The organism is Flavobacterium chilense (assembly GCF_001602525.1).
GTDB lineage: Bacteria > Bacteroidota > Bacteroidia > Flavobacteriales > Flavobacteriaceae > Flavobacterium > Flavobacterium chilense.
Map to the genome: position 1 here is coordinate 307,056 of NZ_LSYT01000005.1, position 17,718 is coordinate 324,773.

Sequence of the window (17,718 nt, forward strand, 5' to 3'; positions counted from 1 at the left end):
CTAATTCAAAACAAGTTCGTAATTTCTCTTTAAATCAAGATTCCTGTCACTTTCAAATCCAGCGCCAATTATTCTCTAAGATCAATTTCTACCTTGGCAATAATAATCTCTTTATATAACTCATCTTCTTCTTTTTTCTTGCATTTATAAAGCACTTCTTCCATATTTTGGTACTTATCTGAGTAAACATAGTACGAAAGACTGTTTATATTAAAAAAGAAACTAGCGTTAAAATCGCCAGAATCAATGAGTTTCATAATGAACTTATCTCTTAACATTGCGTCTGTAAATATACCTAAAACTAAGTAATAGCCGTTTGAAACTTCTCTAAGATTATCATAAACTTCAACCTTTACCGTTTTATCCGTTTTAAGCGGGTTTTCCTTTAGTTCGCGCTTCATTTCTTCTAAGGAAACTGCTTTTGAAGTTTCTGCCAAACCAGTTTTATTTTGATTTTTTATCGCTTCATCCTGATATTTTTTCAGTTTAATCAAAGCCACTTTATCGTCAAATTTTCGCGCTTCCATACTATAATAAGATGCCTTGCTGATATGACGTTTTATCTCAATAGTTTTCTGTGTATCCAGCGAATCAATTTTAGCAATCAAAAGCTGATTTTGTGCATCACCTTGCTCCTGCTGTATTTTGTAACGCTTGATTTCTTCCAGTGAAAGACGTTGTTGCAACGAAGTGTTGGTATTATTTTTTTCGCTTTCGCGGATTTTCTTCTTGTATTCCTGATTTTCTTCGACAGCAATTTTCTCTACTTTATTCATTAAACCGGCATACGCTTTTCGGTTTTCTGCCAGTTCTTTTTTTAATTGGGATGATAATTCGCTGGTTTTGCCAATGCTGGCGTAAGATTGTTTTTCTAATCGTTTTGATTCATCGACATTCAAAATATCCATTCTTTTTAAATCGATTAAATCATTATTCATTGTATTGACTAATGAATCTAATTTTGCCATTAAAATATCCTGAACATTTTTATTGGCTTCCAGAACCAAACGCAGTTTTTCGACCGAATTTTCTTTTGATCCGTTCATGTCATTCAGATTTACTTTTAAATCATTAATCTTTATGATTTTCTGATTCATTTCTTTCTGAACAACCAATCTGTCTTTTAAATCTTCTAATTCAACCGTTTTGGCTTTTCCTTTTTCAACTACCACTTGTTTTTCGGCAAGAGCCAGCATCAATTCTTCGCTTTCATTGGCAGGTTTTATTGCTGCAGTATTAATCGCTAATTTATTCCCTACAACCAAACCGTTTACAATTTCTGGATTTTGAGATTCTAACTGATCGATCGAAATGCCGTATTTTTTAGCAATCGAAAATTTGGTTTCCTTTGGCTCGACCACATGAAAAACAGTTTCCTGATTGATCACACGAACACGTCCGTCTAATGTTTTACGTTTATTTGGAATAGCAATCGTTTGTCCGATTTGCAATCCGTTTTGTAATAACTCTTTGTTGAGATTTTCTAAATCCTGAACCGAAACATTGTATTGTCTGGCAATACTAAACAATGATTCTTTAGCAACAACCTGATGTGTTACTTTTGAAGAAACAGTAATTTCAGTTTTAGAAAGATTCGCAGGGTTTTGCGGAATACTTAATTCCTGACCAATCTGAAGTCCATTGGCAAGAATTGGATTGGCATTTTGAATGGCTTCTACAGAAACATTGTATTGTTTCGACAAGCCAAAAAGAGTTTCTTTTGCCCCAACAATATGTGTAATTTGCTGGTTTGGGTTTTGCTTTTCTGCAGAGTGAACCGGAATCTTAATAATTTGATTGTCTTTGATTCCGTTTTGAGACTCGGGGTTGAGTTTGTAAATTTCATCAACAGAAACCTTGTATTTTTGGGCAATAAAATAGGCAGTTTCTCCTTTTTGAATTTTGTGTTCAATAATTGAATCTTGCGCAGTTATTTTGTTAAAAGACAAAATAAAGACAAGAGAAATCGTTAAAAAATCTCTCATACATAGTAGGTTTAAAAAATTAAGGCATTACAAATGTAACGCCTTAATTTGAAAAACAATACTATTCCCACTCAATTGTTGCTGGTGGTTTTGAGCTAATATCGTAAACGACACGGTTCACGCCTTTTACTTTATTTATAATGTCATTTGATACTTTCATCAAGAAATCATAAGGTAAATGAACCCAGTCAGCCGTCATACCATCTGTTGATTCTACAGCTCTAAGCGCTACTACTTTTTCATACGTACGCTCATCCCCCATGACACCAACACTGTTTACAGGAAGCAAGATTGCTCCAGCCTGCCAAACTTTGTCGTATAATCCCCATGATTTTAATCCGTCGATAAAAACAGCATCAACATCTTGTAAAATCTGAACTTTCTCAGGAGTAATATCTCCTAAAATTCTGATCGATAATCCTGGTCCCGGGAAAGGGTGTCTTCCTAACAATTCAGGATCTATTCCTAAAGTAGCCCCTACTCTTCGAACTTCGTCTTTAAACAACATTCTAAGCGGTTCTACAATTTTTAATTTCATATAATCCGGCAATCCACCCACATTGTGGTGCGATTTAATCGTTGCCGATGGTCCTTTTACCGAAACAGATTCGATTACGTCAGGATAAATAGTTCCTTGCGCCAACCATTTTACATCTTCGATTAAGTGTGATTCATCATCAAAAACTTCGATAAATACACGGCCAATTGTTTTACGTTTGGTTTCAGGATCACTGATTCCGGCAAGTTCAGAAAGGAAACGATCTCCGGCATCAACACCTTTTACGTTTAATCCCATTCCTTTATATTGGTTCAGTACATTTTCGAATTCGTTTTTACGAAGTAAACCGTTATTTACGAAAATACAATATAAGTTTTTACCAATTGCCTGGTTCAATAAAACTGCTGCTACAGTAGAATCTACTCCGCCTGACAATCCTAAAACTACTTTATCATCTCCTAATTTCTCTTTTAATTCTCCCACCATTTCTTCAACAAAAGCATTTGGTGTAAAGTTTTGAGGAACCTGAGCAATGTCTACTAAAAAGTTTTTCAGCATTTTTGATCCATCTGTAGAATGGAAAACTTCAGGATGATACTGAATTGCATAAGTCGTTTCGCCTTCGATTTTATAAGCAGCAAATTCTACATCATGTGTACTGGCTAATTTTACGGCATTAGTTGGTAAAGCCTTGATACTATCGCTATGACTCATCCAAACCTGACTGTTTTCTGAAACTCCGTTAAAGAAAACTTCATTCTCTTTAATGTAAGATAAATTAGCTCTACCATATTCTCTCGTATTCGAAGCCGCTACTTCTCCTCCGCTAAAGTGAGCTAAATATTGTGCGCCATAACAAACTGCCAACATAGGAAGCTTGCCTCGAATTTGAGATAAATCAGGATGTGGAGCATCTTCTGCACGAACAGAAAAAGGGCTTCCTCCTAAAATTACGGCTTTATAAGGTGATAAATCACTAGGAAAGTGATTGTAAGGGAAAATTTCGCAGAATATATTTAATTCGCGAACTCTACGCGCAATAAGCTGTGTATATTGCGATCCGAAATCTAAAATAAGTACGTTGTGTTGCATGCGCAAAAATACTTTTTATTCTCGAAATTGAAAAATCAGAACGTTGAAAAAATATTTTTTTTTTCAACGTTGCGATTTTGAGGTTCAAAGGATCAGAAACACAAAGGTTCAGAAGTTTATAAATTTATAAAAGTTTTTTTGCTTTGTTCCTCTGAACCTTTGCATCTTTGAACCTGAAAAACAAAAAACCAAAAACGTAAATATTTCGTATTTATCCAAAAACCCCTTTAAATTTAACTATGAAATCAAAACTTATTGCCCTCACTCTTTTATTATCCTTGTTTTTAACATCTTGCAGCGCTGTAGATGACTTATTGAGTTTTACTATTTCTAATGCGACTTCAATTAAAATTCAAAGCACATCGCCTATTAATTTACCATCAGAAATCATCACGCCTGATGTAACCACAAATTCTTCGGCTGAATTTCAAAACAACAAAACCAAAGCCAGTCTGGTAAAAGATGTCAAGATCAGATCTCTTAAATTAACCATTTCCGATCCGTCAGATAAAACTTTTACGTTTCTAAAATCAGTTCATTTGTACATCTCTACTACAGATTCTGATGAAATCGAATTGGCTTATCAGGACAATATCAATTCTTCCAGCAATACAATTGACTTAATTTGTACCGATGCCAGATTAGATCAGTACATCAAAGCCGACAAATACAAAATCAGAACAAAAGTTACCTTAAAAGAAACATTAACTAAAGATGTAACCATAAAAGCAGATATGAAGTTTAGAGTAACTGCAGATCCGTTCTAAAAAAGGTTCAAAGTTGCAAAGAGACAAAGGTTCAAAGGTTCAAGGGTAAACAAGGTGTAAAAATTTGTCCCTTTGAACCTTTATTTCTTTGTACCTTAAAAAGAAAAACCTCTGCCTCTTTGAACCTTTGCTTCTTTGCACCTCAAAAAAAAAATACAAAATCAGAACAAAAGTTACCTTAAAAGAAACATTAACTAAAGATGTAACTATAAAAGCAGATATGAAGTTTAGAGTAACTGCAGATCCATTCTAAAAAAGGTTCAAAGTTGCAAAGAGACAAAGATTCAAAGGTTCAAGGGTAAACAAGGTGTAAAAATTTGTCCCTTTGAACCTTTGCTTCTTTGCACCTCAAAAAAAAAAAATACAAAATCAGAACAAAAGTTACCTTAAAAGAAACATTAACTAAAGATGTAACTATAAAAGCAGATATGAAGTTTAGAGTAACTGCAGATCCATTCTAAAAAAGGTTCAAAGTTGCAAAGAGACAAAGGTTCAAAGGTAAACAAGGTGTAAAACTTTGTCCCTTTGAACCTTTATTTCTTTGTACCTTAAAAGAAAAAAACTCTGCCTCTTTGAGCCTTTGTCTCTTTGCACCTTAAAAAAAGAACTTTTCTTACTTTGTACCTCCAAAAAAACCAAAACTTTTCATTAAATTTATTGAACCATACCAAAAACCGCTTTTACATCATAACCAAGTGTATCTTAAAATGTAATCATTAAGAGAGTAAATTAAACCTTAACCAATGTTTATACTTCTCAAATATTAATTTTAAAAATATAACCCATGAGTAAAATAGTTGCAGAACAATTAGTTGAAATGTTGGTAGAAGCCGGAGTAAAACGCGTTTATGCAGTAACCGGCGATAGTTTAAATTATTTTAATGATGCCATACGCAAAAACGGCAAGATAAAATGGATTCATGTTCGACATGAAGAAGTAGGTGCTTATGCAGCAGCTGCCGAAGCAGAATTGGATGGTTTTGCGGTCTGTGCCGGAAGCTGTGGCCCCGGACACGTTCATCTAATTAATGGTTTATATGATGCACATCGCTCTCATGTTCCTTTACTGGCGATTGCATCCACTATTAATACGGGCGAAATGGGAATGGATTATTTTCAGGAAACCAATACCATTAAACTTTTTGACGATTGCAGTTGCTATAATCAGATGATTATGACTGCCGAACAAGCGCCCCGAATCATACAAACTGCTATACAACATGCTTTGGGTAAAAAAGGAGTTGCCGTAATTGGCTTACCCGGTGATGTTTCTGAACTAAAAGCAGTTGAAAGCAATATCTCTACTCAATATTTTCATTGTAATCCCGTAATCCGCCCTTCGGATCAGGAATTGCAGCATTTAGCGAAAGCCATTAATGAAAGTACTAAGATAACCTTGTTTTGCGGAATCGGAGCTGAGAAAGCACACGATCAGGTCGTACAATTATCCCAACACATTAAAGCTCCTGTTGGATATTCTTTCCGCGGAAAAATGAGCATTCAGCCTAATAATCCCAATGAAATAGGAATGACAGGTTTACTTGGTCAGCCTTCAGCTTATCACAGTATGCATGAATCTCACTTGGTTTTATTATTGGGAACTGATTTTCCTTATGATAAATTCATGCCTGCAGACAATAAAATTATCCAAATCGATACTAGCACGGAGCGTTTAGGACGCAGAGCCAATCTTTATATGGGATTATGTGGCGATGTTGCTGATACTATAGAAGCTTTAATACCCTTATTAGAAACTAAAACTGACGATAGTTTTTTACAGGCACAGCTTAAATTCTACAATAGTGTAAAAGAAAACATGGACATTTATATTAAGGATAATGGCGACGAAGACACCATTCAGCCGGAATATCTTGCTCATATTATTGATCAGCTTGCCAGTAAAGATGCCATTTTTACGGTAGATACCGGAATGACCTGTGTTTGGGGAGCCCGTTTTATTAAAGGAACAGGAGAACGAAAAATGCTGGGTTCTTTTAATCACGGATCTATGGCTAATGCAATGCCAATGGCAATTGGAGCCGCTTTGGCACATCCGGAAAGACAAGTTATTGCGATGTGTGGCGATGGTGGATTATCAATGTTACTGGGTGATTTGGCTACAATTCATCAATATAATATTCCCATCAAAATTATTGTTTTTAACAATCGTGCTTTGGGAATGGTAAAACTTGAAATGGAGGTAAATGGTTTACCGGATAACGAAACAGATATGGTGAATCCTGATTTTGGACTTATTGCCCAGGCTATGGGATTTCAGGGTATAAATGTTCACAAACCCGAAGAAGTTGTTCCGGCAATTGAAAATGCATTTCGTCATAATTGCCCCGTTTTACTAAATGTTTTCACTAATCCAAATGCTTTGGCAATGCCTCCAAAAGTAGAATGGGAACAAGTTCTGGGTATGGCAAAGTCAATGACTAAATTAATGCTTGGCGGCAAAATGGAAGAAGTTTTCGATACCATTAAATCTAATTATAAACACTTAAAAGAAGGTATTTAAAAGTAATTTTTATACACCATTACAAACACGAATTTCACGAATTATCACTAACTTATTCGTGAAATCCGTGTTCATTTAAGTACCTGCTTTAATAAAACAAATTCCCTATGGATATCAATACTGATAAATCGTATACCAAATACTATGTTATTGCATGGGTATTTGGTCTGGTTTTCTATTTTTTAGATTATGTAATACGTTCTGCTCCGGCGGTTATGTTGCCGGAACTTGCTCAAAGCTATTCTGTCAATGAGATCAGATTAGTAACTATTGTGGGCACTTATTATTATACCTACTCAACCTGTAGTTTAATTGCCGGAATTGCACTGGATCGCTTTGGAGCGAAATACTCGCTCTTTGCCGGAGCCCTTATTCTGGGAATTGGCTGTTTATTATTTATGATTTCCAGTCAGTTTAGTGGTGTTACCGGTCGATTGTTTCAGGGTGCCGGATGTGCTTTTGCTTTTCCCGGCTGTGTGTATCTTGCCAGTAAAGGATTCTCCGCAAAATCATTGGCAACAGCCATTGGATTTACACAATGCCTGGGAATGCTGGGTGGTTCTGCAGGACAATTTGTTGTTGGCCCGTTAATTGAAAAAGGAATGGAGATCAACACTTTCTGGCTTTCTATTGGAATTTTCACCATAATTGTTGCCTTTGGACTTTGGTTTATAACTCCGGCAAACATCGTAGAGAAAAAGACAGAAAACGCAGAGAAAAAACAAAGTTTATTAGATCCGTATAAAATTGTTTTTAGCAATCCGCAATCCTGGTTGTGTGGCATTATTTCAGGATTATTATTTGCACCTACTACGATATTTGCGATGACATGGGCGGTAGATTTTTTTCAGAAAGATCGCGCCTTAGACTTTCATACTGCCACAATTTCGAGTGCTATGGTAGCTTTTGGCTGGGTTTTCGGATGTCCATTATTAGGATATATTACTGATAAATTAAAAAGACGAAAACCGGTTTTAATGTTTGGTGCATTATTGATGATTGTAGCTTTGGTTCAGCTTTTGTATTTACCGGATTTGCTTCCTGCTAAATTTAGTATGTTTTTATTAGGCGTGGCTTCAGGAGCTGCTATGATTCCGTATTCCATCATTAAAGAAGCAAATCCTGATCATGTAAAAGGAAGCGCGACAGGAGCAATTAACTTTATAACTTTTGGGGTAACAACACTTTTAAGTCCGCTGTTCAGCCGTTTATTCGGAAGAACCCTTCATGATACTCTTGATAAAACCGCTCATTTTCAACAAGCCGGTTTATTTTGGATTGTGGGAATTTCGATTGCAATTTTGGTCAGTTTTATGCTAAAAGAAACTGGTGAAGGAAAAGCTGTTAATTCATAAGAATATAAAATACAGAATAAGATGCAACAGCATTATGAGTTGTATCTTATTCTTCTTTTGTAACGACTATAGAAGCTTTAAATCCGGCAGCAAGGTTATCCCAATAATCATTGGTAACCAATTGACCTTTATCATCATAAACCTGAATTTCGGCCGTATTTCCTCCTAAGGTTCCAATATTTAAGGCTTCAAAATCTAATTTATTAAAGCCATTGGCAAGATCAATTTTTACATCTTTAAAATTAGCTTCTAAAAGTATTTGTTCACGTATTACGACATCATTAGAAGACACTTTAACCAAGTCTCCATCGATCGCTCCAAAATCACGAAATTTTACGATAAAGTATTTCGATTTTGTTCTGAAATCTCCTAGTGAAATATTATGTTTTACTAATGTACCGCGACCTTCTTTTAATCCTGCATCTTTTAAGGCTTTATCTAAGTCCTTCTCCATTTTAGGAACATAACGATCCCCCGGATTTGCAAAATCTGTTTCGGTAGACATTGTAAATTTGCTTTTCTCTGCTCCTATCTGAAATTGAGATTTTGGCGTAATACTCGTATTATTAAAAACATTTGGTGTTTTAATAGCCGGCATATCCAAATTATCTGCCTGAGGATCTTTTACTTCAGGAATTGGTGTTTTTTTTGGTTTTGCGCCAAATTTTGGTGCTGCGATTGGCTTGAATTTAGTACTAAATTCAGTTTGGGCTGATACAGTTACAGCAGTAAAAAATAATATGAAAAATAAAATGTGCTTCATTGAAAAAGTATTATCGAATCGGCTTTTATAGTTTTATAAAATCAAAGTATAGCATCACAAAAATAGCATAATTTAGTTTGGCTCTACAACTTTAAGACTATTATAACAATATATTAGGCTAATTTTTGGAATCAAAAAACCTGCCAATTATCAAATTAAATGGCAATAAAAAAAATCCAAATTTCAAAATCAGCTCAGAACACTGTCCGTTTTTTTCATTTAAATCCAACGCATCATTTTGATAATTACCAACTTATTCCTAACTTCAAGGTTTTAATTTATCTTTATAAAAATACACGCAAATGGACTACATTGACTATTATAAAGTGTTAGATATCACGAAATCGGCTACAGAAGCTGAAATCAAAAAGGCCTATCGTAAGTTAGCCCGAAAATATCATCCTGATTTAAATCCGAATGATAAAGAAGCGGAGAAAAAATTCAAGGAAATAAACGAAGCCAATGAAGTTTTAAGCAATCCTGAAAATCGTAAAAAATACGACAAATACGGAAAAGACTGGAAACATGCTGATGAATTTGAAAAAGCAGGTTACGATCCTAATCAGCAACAATATTCCAGACAACAGCAAGGTGGTAATCAAAGTTATTCTGATTTTGGCGGAGGCAGTTTTTCCGAAAGTGATTTTTCGGATTTCTTTAATTCGATGTATGGTTCTGCCGGGCGAAGCTCCAGAGGTCAGTCCAAATACAGAGGACAGGATTTTAATGCCGAATTGCAACTGGATTTAGCTTCTGCTTACACCACACACAAACAAAATTTAACGGTAAACGGTAAAAATATCCGAATTACAATTCCGGCCGGAGTTGAAAACGGACAAATTATAAAAATTCCAAATCATGGCGCTCCCGGAGCAAATGGTGGTCCAAATGGTGATTTGTACATTACTTTTTTAATTGATAATAATTCTGATTTTAAACGAGAAGGCAATAATTTATATGCCGATGTTGATCTGGATTTATACACTGCCATTTTAGGAGGCGAAATTTATGTAAATACTTTTGATGGGAAAGTAAAAATAAAAGTCGCTCCCGAAACTCAGCCCGGAACCAAAGTAAAACTAAAAGGAAAAGGTTTTCCGGTGTATAAAAAAGAGAATCAGTTTGGAGATCTGTATATAACTTATACTTTAAAAATTCCAACAAAACTGTCTGCAAAAGAAAAAGAATTATTCGAAGAATTAGCAAAATTAAGAAATCATGAATAGCAAAAACTTAATTCAGATAAAACAATTCTGTCTGTATCACGAAATTGAAAATACCTTTATATCAGAGTTACACAATTATGGACTGGTAAATATCATAGTTCTCGAGGAAGATGAATACTTACAACCAGAACAATTACCTGCAGTCGAAAAAATGATTCGGCTTCATTATGATCTTAAAATTAATCTAGAAGGTATTGATGCTATTGCAAACCTGTTGAATAAAATCGAAGCTTTGCAGCAAAATCTTACGGCAACCCAAAATAAACTTCGGCTTTATGAACAGCATCAAACAGAATAAATAATGTTAAAACTGATTCATTAAAATATCACAAAAAAGAACGAATTGCGAAGTGATTTCAATTCAATCGTACTTCTTTTCATCTGCATATTTTATAAATTGCGACTGAATTAACTAACCAGAATTTGATTTAAAAACACAAAACAAATTCAATAAAACAGAAGAAATGAAAAGAGAAAACATCTTAACAGGATCACCATGGGAAGACAAAATGGGATATTGTCGTGCAGTAAGAATTGGCAATATCATTGAAGTTTCAGGAACTGTGGCTATTGTTGATGGTGAAAAAGTAAAAGCCGATGACGCTTTTGCCCAAACCTACAACATTCTGGAACGTGTCGAAAAAGTTTTGGAAGATTTGAATGTTGGAATGAAAGATGTAATCAGAACCAGAATTTTCACCACTGATATTACTTCTTTTGAAGAAGTTGCCAGAGCACACTCTGCTTTTTTTAAAGATGTAAAACCTACAACCGGTTTTTATGAAATCAGCAAACTGGTTGCGCCTGAATATTTAGTTGAAATTGAATTCACAGCTGTTGTACAGTAATTTTTTTGCCCGGAATTTCACGAATTTCTACTAATTTCTTTTCTACATTTAAGAGATTTCTTTTTTGTTTCTCTCAATTAAAACATTTTAATTCGTGAAATTTGTGGCTAGAAAAAACATCCTAAATTATTAATGACTTTACAAAACCCAAAACAAATAGTGTTTTCAATTTTCAAATGGATTCTCATTTGTATTTTGATCGGTATTTTGTCCGGATCTGCCTCAGCATTTTTTTTAGTTGCTCTAGAATGGGTTACACAATTTAGAATTCATCATGACTGGATCGTATGGCTTTTGCCTTTTGGCGGGTTATTAGTAGGCTTTAGTTACTATTACTGGGGAGAATCTGTTGTAAAAGGCAATAATTTATTGCTGGACGAATACGAAAATCCTAAGAAAGTAATTCCGTTTAAAATGGCTCCTTTAGTACTTTTAGGAACTCTGCTTACACATTTATTTGGAGGCTCTGCCGGTCGCGAGGGCACAGCAGTACAAATGGGCGGTGCCATTGCTGATCAGTTTACCAGAATTTTTAATTTAGACAATACTGAACGTAAAATTCTAATTATTCTTGGAATCAGTGCAGGTTTTGCATCCGTTTTTGGTACGCCTTTAGCAGGTGCTATTTTTGCTTTGGAAGTTTTATACTTTAGTAAAATCAATTTTAAAAGTATAGTTTTATCATTTTTAGTAGCATATGCTGCTTATTTTACGGTAGAATTTTGGGAAATAAAACATACACATTACAGTATTCCCGTTGTTCCTGAAATCAGTTTTATCAACTTATTTTTTGTTCTTTTAATTGGGACTTTATCCGGCTTCGCTGCATTATTATTTTCCAGAAGTACTCATTTTTGGGGCTCTCTTTTTTCAAAAAACATCAAATATCCGCCTTTACGTCCTTTTATTGGCGGAATTGTTTTGGCTATTGCTATTGCTGGTTTTGGATTTACAAAATTCTCCGGATTAGGAGTTCCGGTAATCGTAGATTCTTTTTCGAATGCAAATCCGTGGTACGACTTTTTACTTAAAATACTGTTTACAGGTTTTACTTTAGGAGCAGGTTTTAAAGGTGGCGAAGTTACTCCGTTATTCTTTGTAGGTGCCACTTTAGGAAGTGCTTTATCTCTAATCATTCCTTTACCTATTGCTTTTTTAGCTGGTTTAGGATTTGTAGCCGTATTTTCGGGTGCAACCCACACTCCTATCGCCTGTACGGTTATGGGCATGGAACTTTTTGGAATTGAATCCGGAATTTTCATTGCAATTGCCTGCACAATTGCCTATTTTACTTCAGGACCTGTTGGAATTTATAAATCTCAAATTGTAAAAGGAGCCAAATATAAATTGTACCAAAAATTAAATCCTAATTTTTAAATGGCAACGACAATACTAAAAAGCAAATTTGTCTTTATTTAATCTATTTTCTGAATTCTTTGTAGCTCTTTGTAAAAGAGATGCCATTTTAGACTCTATACCTACAATTCATATCTTACAAATCATAGCCAGCATAAAAGTGTGTTAATCTGTAAAATGATTTCAACTTTACATTAAAAAAATGTAAATTCGCACACTATGAAAATACAAGATATTCAAGCGATACAATTGTTACTCGCAAGCCCAAAGAAAATCGTCATAATTCCGCATAGAGGTCCTGACGGTGATGCTATGGGTTCAACCTTAGGTTTATACCACTTTTTAATAAAAAACAATCATCAGGCAACTGTGATTGCTCCAAATGATTTTCCTGATTTTCTGGCCTGGTTACCGGGTTCTGAAACAGTAAAAATATTCGAAAAAGACACTGAAAACTGCACCCGAATATTAGAAGAAGCCGAGTTAATTTTTACACTCGACTTCAATGCTTTTCATCGTACTGGCGAAATGGAACATACTTTAGCCCGACTAACGGCTCCATTTATCATGATCGATCATCATCAAAAACCGGATGATTATGCTGCTTATATGTACTCTGATACTACATTTGGTTCTACTTGTGAAATGGTTTACAATTTTATTTCTTTCTTAGGAAAAAAAGAAGATTTAGACAAAACCATAGCAACCTGTATTTATACCGGAATTCTAACTGATTCAGGTTCTTTTCGCTTTCCGGGAACTACTGGTAATACACACAGAATCATTGCTGAACTGATTGACCTGGGAGTTGAAAATACTGAAATTCCTGTTTTATTGTTTGATAACAGCTCTTACAGCCGTTTGCAATTATTGGGTCGTGCTTTGCAAAATATGAAAGTGTTTGAAGAGCATAAAACATCTTATACAACGCTTACTCAAAGCGAACTGGATTCTTTTGATTACGTAAAAGGTGACACCGAAGGAATCGTAAATTATGGGTTGAGTATAAAAGGTATTGTTTTTACTGCTATTTTTATCGAAAATAAAGACGAGAAAATTATCAAGATTTCGTTCCGTTCGCAAGGCGGATTTGACGTGAATCAATTTGCAAGAGATCACTTTAATGGTGGAGGACACAGCAATGCAGCCGGCGGAAGATCTGATGTTTCGATGGAAGAAACCGTGAAGAAATTTGAAGATTTGGTACAAAAATTAAAAATATAACCCCATATGAACTATTTAAAACAAAGCATTTACATCCTACTTTTTGCTGTTTTACTGGTAAGTTGTAAACATCATGAAGAAGCCAGAAGACCAATTTCTCAGGCTTCAGGTACTTTCATGAAAAAATCGGCTGACCGAAATAAAAAACTGGTTGCTAATGAAGAAGATGTGATTAAAAAAATCATCAAAAGCAATCCAAAAATAAAATATTACGCTACCAGAAAAGGATATTGGCTGTATTACGATGAACAAAATCATACTGATACTGCAACACCAAAAAAAGGAGATATTGCTTATTTCAATTTAGAAGTAAAAGATATCAACGGCAAAATTATCTATTCTGAAGCAGATCTTGGTCCTCAGACTTATTATGTAGACAAACAAGACATCATGATGGGATTGCGTGACGGTATTAAAATGATGCATAAAAATGAAACTGTTACTTTCTTATTTCCATCTCATATCGCCTATGGCTATCACGGAGACAATAAAAAAATTGGAACCAACCAATCTTTAATCTGCACTGTTACACTTCGCAATTTTGTACCGGATCCGGCAGCAGCGACACCAGCTCCAGTTGTTGGACAAGCACAAAAAACAGTAGCTCCAAAAGCTCCTGTTCAAACCAAAAAAGATACAATAAACCCATAAAACAACATTTTGAAAATGAAAAAAAGTATTTTAGTATTACTACTGGCTGTTACTGCCTTATATTCCTGTAAGGACGAACACAGCAATTTGCCTGATGGTTTGTATGCAGATATCGAAACCAATAAAGGTCATATTATTGTTGAATTAGATTATAAAAAAGCACCTGTTACAGTGGCTAATTTTGTAACCTTAGCCGAGGGTAAAAGTGAATTCGTAACTAAAGATTACTTGAAAAACAAACCTTTTTACGACGGATTAAAATTTCACAGAGTTATTGAAGATTTTATGATTCAGACCGGAGACCCTGAAGGAACTGGTTCTGGAGATGCAGGATATAAATTTAAAGACGAAATCACGGATTTAAAATTTGACAAAGCCGGTATTTTGGCAATGGCAAATAATGGTCCCGGAACAAACAGCAGTCAGTTTTTCATCACACATGTTGAAACTCCATGGTTAGATGGTAAACATACTATTTTTGGTCATGTTGTAGATAAAGGCCAGGAAGTAGTTAACCAAATCAAACAAGATGATAAAATTGTTTCTGTAACGATTGTTAGAAACGGTGAAGCAGCTAAAAAGTTTGATGCCGTAAAAGTATTTCATGATTACTTCTCTGAAATTGCGAAAGAAAAAAGCAAATTTGCAGGGGTTCAAAAAGAAAAAGTAGACTATTTCGCTTCTGTTTTACCAAAAACAACCAAAACAAGTTCAGGATTGCAATATTTGATTACTGAAAAAGGAACTGGTAAAAAACCGGCTACAGGAGCTCAATTATATATCAATTACTCTGGTTTCTTAGAAGACGGAACTTTATTTGATTCAAGTGTAGAATCTGTAAATAAAGCTTTCGGTAAATTTGACTCTGCAAGAGCTGAGCAACACGGATACCAGCCAATTCCTTTTCAGGCAGGTCGTAAAGATGGTATGATCCCTGGATTTATTGAAGGTATCGAACAGCTTTCATTTGGAGACAAAGCGATTCTTTTTATTCCGTCACACTTAGCTTACGGAGCAACTGGCGCAGGAGGAGTTATTCCGCCAAATGCAAATATCATTTTTGAAATTCAATTATTAGAAAAGCCACAATAATACATTTTAAAGTTTAATACAGACTTAAATTCGGAAGACCATGAAGTTTAAATTTTTATTTTTATTTTGCCTTGCAGTAGTAAATATTCAGGCTCAGACAACAAAAAAACCTGTTGCTAAGGCAAAACCAAAAGCTGCAGCAACAACTACAAAAGCAGCTCCTAAAACAGATCCTAACGACGGGATTTTTGCAACAATTTCTACAACAAAAGGAGATATTGTTGTGTCTTTAGAATATGTAAGGACTCCGGTAACTGTAGCTAACTTTATTTCGCTGGCAGAAGGAACTAATCCAAATGTAAAAGTGGAAAGACTTAAAGGAAAACCATTTTATGACGGATTAAAATTTCACAGAGTAATCAATGATTTTATGATCCAGGGTGGAGATCCGGACGGAAACGGTTCAGGAGGTCCGGGATATTCATTTAAAGATGAATTTACTGAAGAATTAAAATTCGAAAAAGGCGGTGTTTTGGCTATGGCTAATTCCGGTCCTGCTACAAACGGAAGCCAGTTCTTTATTACACATAAAGATACTCCGTGGTTAAACGGAAAACATACTATTTTTGGTCATGTGGTTTCTGGAATGGATAATGTAAACAAAATTGTTCAGGATGATATCATGACAAAAATTACCATTACCCGTAAAGGTGATGCTGCCAAAAAATTTAATGCGGTAAAAGTTTTAGCAGATGATGCTAAAAAAGAAGAAGCTAAAAAAGGAGAAGCACAAAAAGTAATCACACAAAAAGCGGCTTATTTTGCAGCTACAAAAGCCAAAGCGACTACTACTGCATCAGGTTTGAAATATGTTGTAACCAAAAAAGGAACAGGAGTTAAAGGTGCAGAAGGATCAACGATTTATTTTCACTACGCAGGTTATTTCGAAGACGGAAATCTTTTTGACAGCAGCATGTCAGGTGTAGCAAAAGCTTATGGTAAATACGATGCCAACCGTGATGCTCAAAAAGGATATCAGGCTTTTCCGTTTACTGTTGGTAAAAAAGACGGAATGATTCCTGGTTTTATTGAGGCTTTAGACATGATGACAGATGGTGAAAAAGCAATCTTCTTTCTTCCTTCTAATTTAGCTTATGGAGAAAAAGGTGCCGGAGGAGTTATTCCGCCAAACACAACTTTGATCTTCGAAATCGAAACGTATCAAAATCAGCCAGTAAAGTAATATAAACTTTTCTATAGAGTTCAAAATGAGCCATCGGGATGTTATTCCGGTGGCTTTTTTATTTTATCTAATTCTGTGATATCTGTAATTTTAGAACTTCATAAAATACCAAAAACAAATTAATAATAACGTTTATCGCAATTTTCTATTAAATCCTAAACAAAATAACTTACCTTTGCCGGCTTTAATTTTTCAAAACAAACAAATTAAGATGTCACAAAACAACGTATTAAAAGGAGTATTTTTAGTAGCAATTGGAGCTACAACTTATGGAATGTTAGCCACTTTTGTAAAAATGGCCTATTCTGAAGGATATACCACTGCCGAAGTAACCACATCTCAATTTATATTAGGAATTATTGGTATTCTTATCATCAATACTTTCCAGAAAATAAAGCATAAAAGCAATGTTGTAAAAGCAACTCCAAAAAACATATTCAGCCTGATGCTTGCCGGTACTTCTTTAGGAATGACAAGTTTGTTTTATTATCTGGCGGTAAAATTTATTCCCGTTTCTATTGGTATTGTTTTATTGATGCAAACTGTTTGGATGGGGGTTTTACTGGAAATGATTTTAGAAAAAAAATTACCTTCAAAACAAAAAGTATTTGCTGTAATTATAGTACTTATCGGGACTGTTTTAGCAACTAATATTATTCATAATGATATAACACTGGACTGGCGTGGTATTGCCTGGGGAATCCTGGCCGCTGCCTCGTTTACCACAACTATGTTTACGGCAAATCGTGTTGCTACAGAAATTTCTTCTGCACAACGTAGTTTATATATGTTGTTGGGCGGAGCAGTAATTGTATTTTCGTTTGCCTTTGCAACTCAGGTAACTCCTTTTAATTTTGAAATTTTCATGAAATGGGGAATTATACTTGCTTTATTTGGAACTATTATCCCGCCAATGCTTATGACTGCCGGCTTCCCTTTAACCGGAATTGGACTTGGTAGTATTGTTTCCGCATTGGAACTTCCGGTTTCTGTTATGATGGCTTATGTGTTACTGGATGAAAAAGTAATCTTCTCTCAATGGGTTGGAATTGTTTTAATCATTCTGGCGATCATTATTATGAATGTAAATTTCAAGCGTAAAAATTAACATATTTTGAGGAGGGTTAAAAAAAAGCCGTTCAAAACATCATAATTG

Annotated in this window: 15 protein-coding genes; 12 read left to right on the forward strand and 3 right to left on the reverse strand. The window is 34.9% G+C overall.

What is annotated here, in order from left to right:
• Positions 1-68: 68 nt before the first annotated feature.
• Together A4F88_RS13980 and guaA are read right to left on the reverse strand one after the other, a co-directional pair.
• Positions 69-1,985, reverse strand: coding sequence for a lytic transglycosylase (locus A4F88_RS13980; protein ID WP_068843224.1), 1,917 nt, complete (start codon positions 1,983-1,985; stop codon positions 69-71).
• 61 nt (positions 1,986-2,046) lie between these two features.
• On the reverse strand, positions 2,047-3,576 hold the full coding sequence (guaA, locus tag A4F88_RS13985) for a glutamine-hydrolyzing GMP synthase (RefSeq protein WP_068843225.1): 1,530 nt from the start codon (positions 3,574-3,576) through the stop codon (positions 2,047-2,049).
• A 239-nt stretch (positions 3,577-3,815) separates the two neighbouring features.
• Between guaA and A4F88_RS13990 the strand changes: the two genes are divergently transcribed.
• From A4F88_RS13990 to A4F88_RS14000, 3 genes are all read left to right on the forward strand, one after another.
• Positions 3,816-4,343, forward strand: coding sequence for a hypothetical protein (locus A4F88_RS13990; protein WP_068843226.1), 528 nt, complete (start codon positions 3,816-3,818; stop codon positions 4,341-4,343).
• Positions 4,344-5,127: 784 nt separating this feature from the next.
• Positions 5,128-6,864 (forward strand): thiamine pyrophosphate-dependent enzyme, encoded by a 1,737-nt coding sequence (locus A4F88_RS13995; protein WP_068843227.1) that lies wholly within the window; start codon positions 5,128-5,130, stop codon positions 6,862-6,864.
• 107 nt (positions 6,865-6,971) lie between these two features.
• Entirely contained in the window at positions 6,972-8,219 is a 1,248-nt protein-coding gene (locus A4F88_RS14000; protein WP_068843228.1) for an MFS transporter, read from the forward strand.
• A gap of 46 nt (positions 8,220-8,265) precedes the next feature.
• On the opposite strand, the gene A4F88_RS14005 is transcribed toward A4F88_RS14000, so the two are convergent.
• Positions 8,266-8,982, reverse strand: a complete 717-nt coding sequence (locus A4F88_RS14005) for a hypothetical protein (protein WP_068843229.1) — start codon at positions 8,980-8,982, stop codon at positions 8,266-8,268.
• A 302-nt stretch (positions 8,983-9,284) separates the two neighbouring features.
• On the opposite strand from A4F88_RS14005, the gene A4F88_RS14010 reads away from it, so the two are divergent.
• From A4F88_RS14010 to A4F88_RS14050, 9 genes are all read left to right on the forward strand, one after another.
• A complete protein-coding gene (locus A4F88_RS14010; protein ID WP_068843230.1) occupies positions 9,285-10,208 on the forward strand; it encodes a DnaJ C-terminal domain-containing protein in 924 nt (307 codons plus the stop codon).
• On the forward strand, positions 10,201-10,506 hold the full coding sequence (locus A4F88_RS14015) for a chaperone modulator CbpM (RefSeq protein WP_082815774.1): 306 nt from the start codon (positions 10,201-10,203) through the stop codon (positions 10,504-10,506). The genes A4F88_RS14010 and A4F88_RS14015 overlap by 8 nt, the downstream gene beginning before the upstream one ends.
• A gap of 166 nt (positions 10,507-10,672) precedes the next feature.
• Complete coding sequence (locus tag A4F88_RS14020) at positions 10,673-11,056, forward strand: RidA family protein (protein ID WP_068843232.1); 384 nt, start codon at positions 10,673-10,675, stop codon at positions 11,054-11,056.
• Positions 11,057-11,188: 132 nt separating this feature from the next.
• On the forward strand, positions 11,189-12,433 hold the full coding sequence (locus A4F88_RS14025; RefSeq protein ID WP_068843233.1) for a voltage-gated chloride channel family protein: 1,245 nt from the start codon (positions 11,189-11,191) through the stop codon (positions 12,431-12,433).
• Positions 12,434-12,631: 198 nt separating this feature from the next.
• Positions 12,632-13,636: a DHH family phosphoesterase gene (locus A4F88_RS14030; protein WP_068843234.1), complete on the forward strand. Its 1,005-nt coding sequence runs from the start codon at positions 12,632-12,634 to the stop codon at positions 13,634-13,636.
• A gap of 6 nt (positions 13,637-13,642) precedes the next feature.
• The gene (gldI, locus tag A4F88_RS14035; protein WP_068843235.1) at positions 13,643-14,287 is read left to right on the forward strand and encodes a gliding motility-associated peptidyl-prolyl isomerase GldI; all 645 of its coding nucleotides are present in this window, start codon (positions 13,643-13,645) and stop codon (positions 14,285-14,287) included.
• Positions 14,288-14,302: 15 nt separating this feature from the next.
• Positions 14,303-15,379 (forward strand): peptidylprolyl isomerase, encoded by a 1,077-nt coding sequence (locus tag A4F88_RS14040; protein WP_068843236.1) that lies wholly within the window; start codon positions 14,303-14,305, stop codon positions 15,377-15,379.
• Between the two features lie 40 nt (positions 15,380-15,419).
• Complete coding sequence (locus tag A4F88_RS14045) at positions 15,420-16,562, forward strand: peptidylprolyl isomerase (protein ID WP_068843237.1); 1,143 nt, start codon at positions 15,420-15,422, stop codon at positions 16,560-16,562.
• A gap of 211 nt (positions 16,563-16,773) precedes the next feature.
• On the forward strand, positions 16,774-17,670 hold the full coding sequence (locus tag A4F88_RS14050) for an EamA family transporter (protein WP_068843238.1): 897 nt from the start codon (positions 16,774-16,776) through the stop codon (positions 17,668-17,670).
• The last annotated feature ends 48 nt before the right edge of the window (positions 17,671-17,718 follow it).

Coding starts and splice junctions, on each gene's coding strand:
- A4F88_RS13980 (WP_068843224.1), bottom strand. CDS start 1,985: ATGAGAGATTTTTTAACGATTTCTCTTGTCTTTATTTTGTCTTTTAAC.
- guaA (WP_068843225.1), bottom strand. CDS start 3,576: ATGCAACACAACGTACTTATTTTAGATTTCGGATCGCAATATACACAG.
- A4F88_RS13990 (WP_068843226.1), top strand. CDS start 3,816: ATGAAATCAAAACTTATTGCCCTCACTCTTTTATTATCCTTGTTTTTA.
- A4F88_RS13995 (WP_068843227.1), top strand. CDS start 5,128: ATGAGTAAAATAGTTGCAGAACAATTAGTTGAAATGTTGGTAGAAGCC.
- A4F88_RS14000 (WP_068843228.1), top strand. CDS start 6,972: ATGGATATCAATACTGATAAATCGTATACCAAATACTATGTTATTGCA.
- A4F88_RS14005 (WP_068843229.1), bottom strand. CDS start 8,982: ATGAAGCACATTTTATTTTTCATATTATTTTTTACTGCTGTAACTGTA.
- A4F88_RS14010 (WP_068843230.1), top strand. CDS start 9,285: ATGGACTACATTGACTATTATAAAGTGTTAGATATCACGAAATCGGCT.
- A4F88_RS14015 (WP_082815774.1), top strand. CDS start 10,201: ATGAATAGCAAAAACTTAATTCAGATAAAACAATTCTGTCTGTATCAC.
- A4F88_RS14020 (WP_068843232.1), top strand. CDS start 10,673: ATGAAAAGAGAAAACATCTTAACAGGATCACCATGGGAAGACAAAATG.
- A4F88_RS14025 (WP_068843233.1), top strand. CDS start 11,189: ATGACTTTACAAAACCCAAAACAAATAGTGTTTTCAATTTTCAAATGG.
- A4F88_RS14030 (WP_068843234.1), top strand. CDS start 12,632: ATGAAAATACAAGATATTCAAGCGATACAATTGTTACTCGCAAGCCCA.
- gldI (WP_068843235.1), top strand. CDS start 13,643: ATGAACTATTTAAAACAAAGCATTTACATCCTACTTTTTGCTGTTTTA.
- A4F88_RS14040 (WP_068843236.1), top strand. CDS start 14,303: ATGAAAAAAAGTATTTTAGTATTACTACTGGCTGTTACTGCCTTATAT.
- A4F88_RS14045 (WP_068843237.1), top strand. CDS start 15,420: ATGAAGTTTAAATTTTTATTTTTATTTTGCCTTGCAGTAGTAAATATT.
- A4F88_RS14050 (WP_068843238.1), top strand. CDS start 16,774: ATGTCACAAAACAACGTATTAAAAGGAGTATTTTTAGTAGCAATTGGA.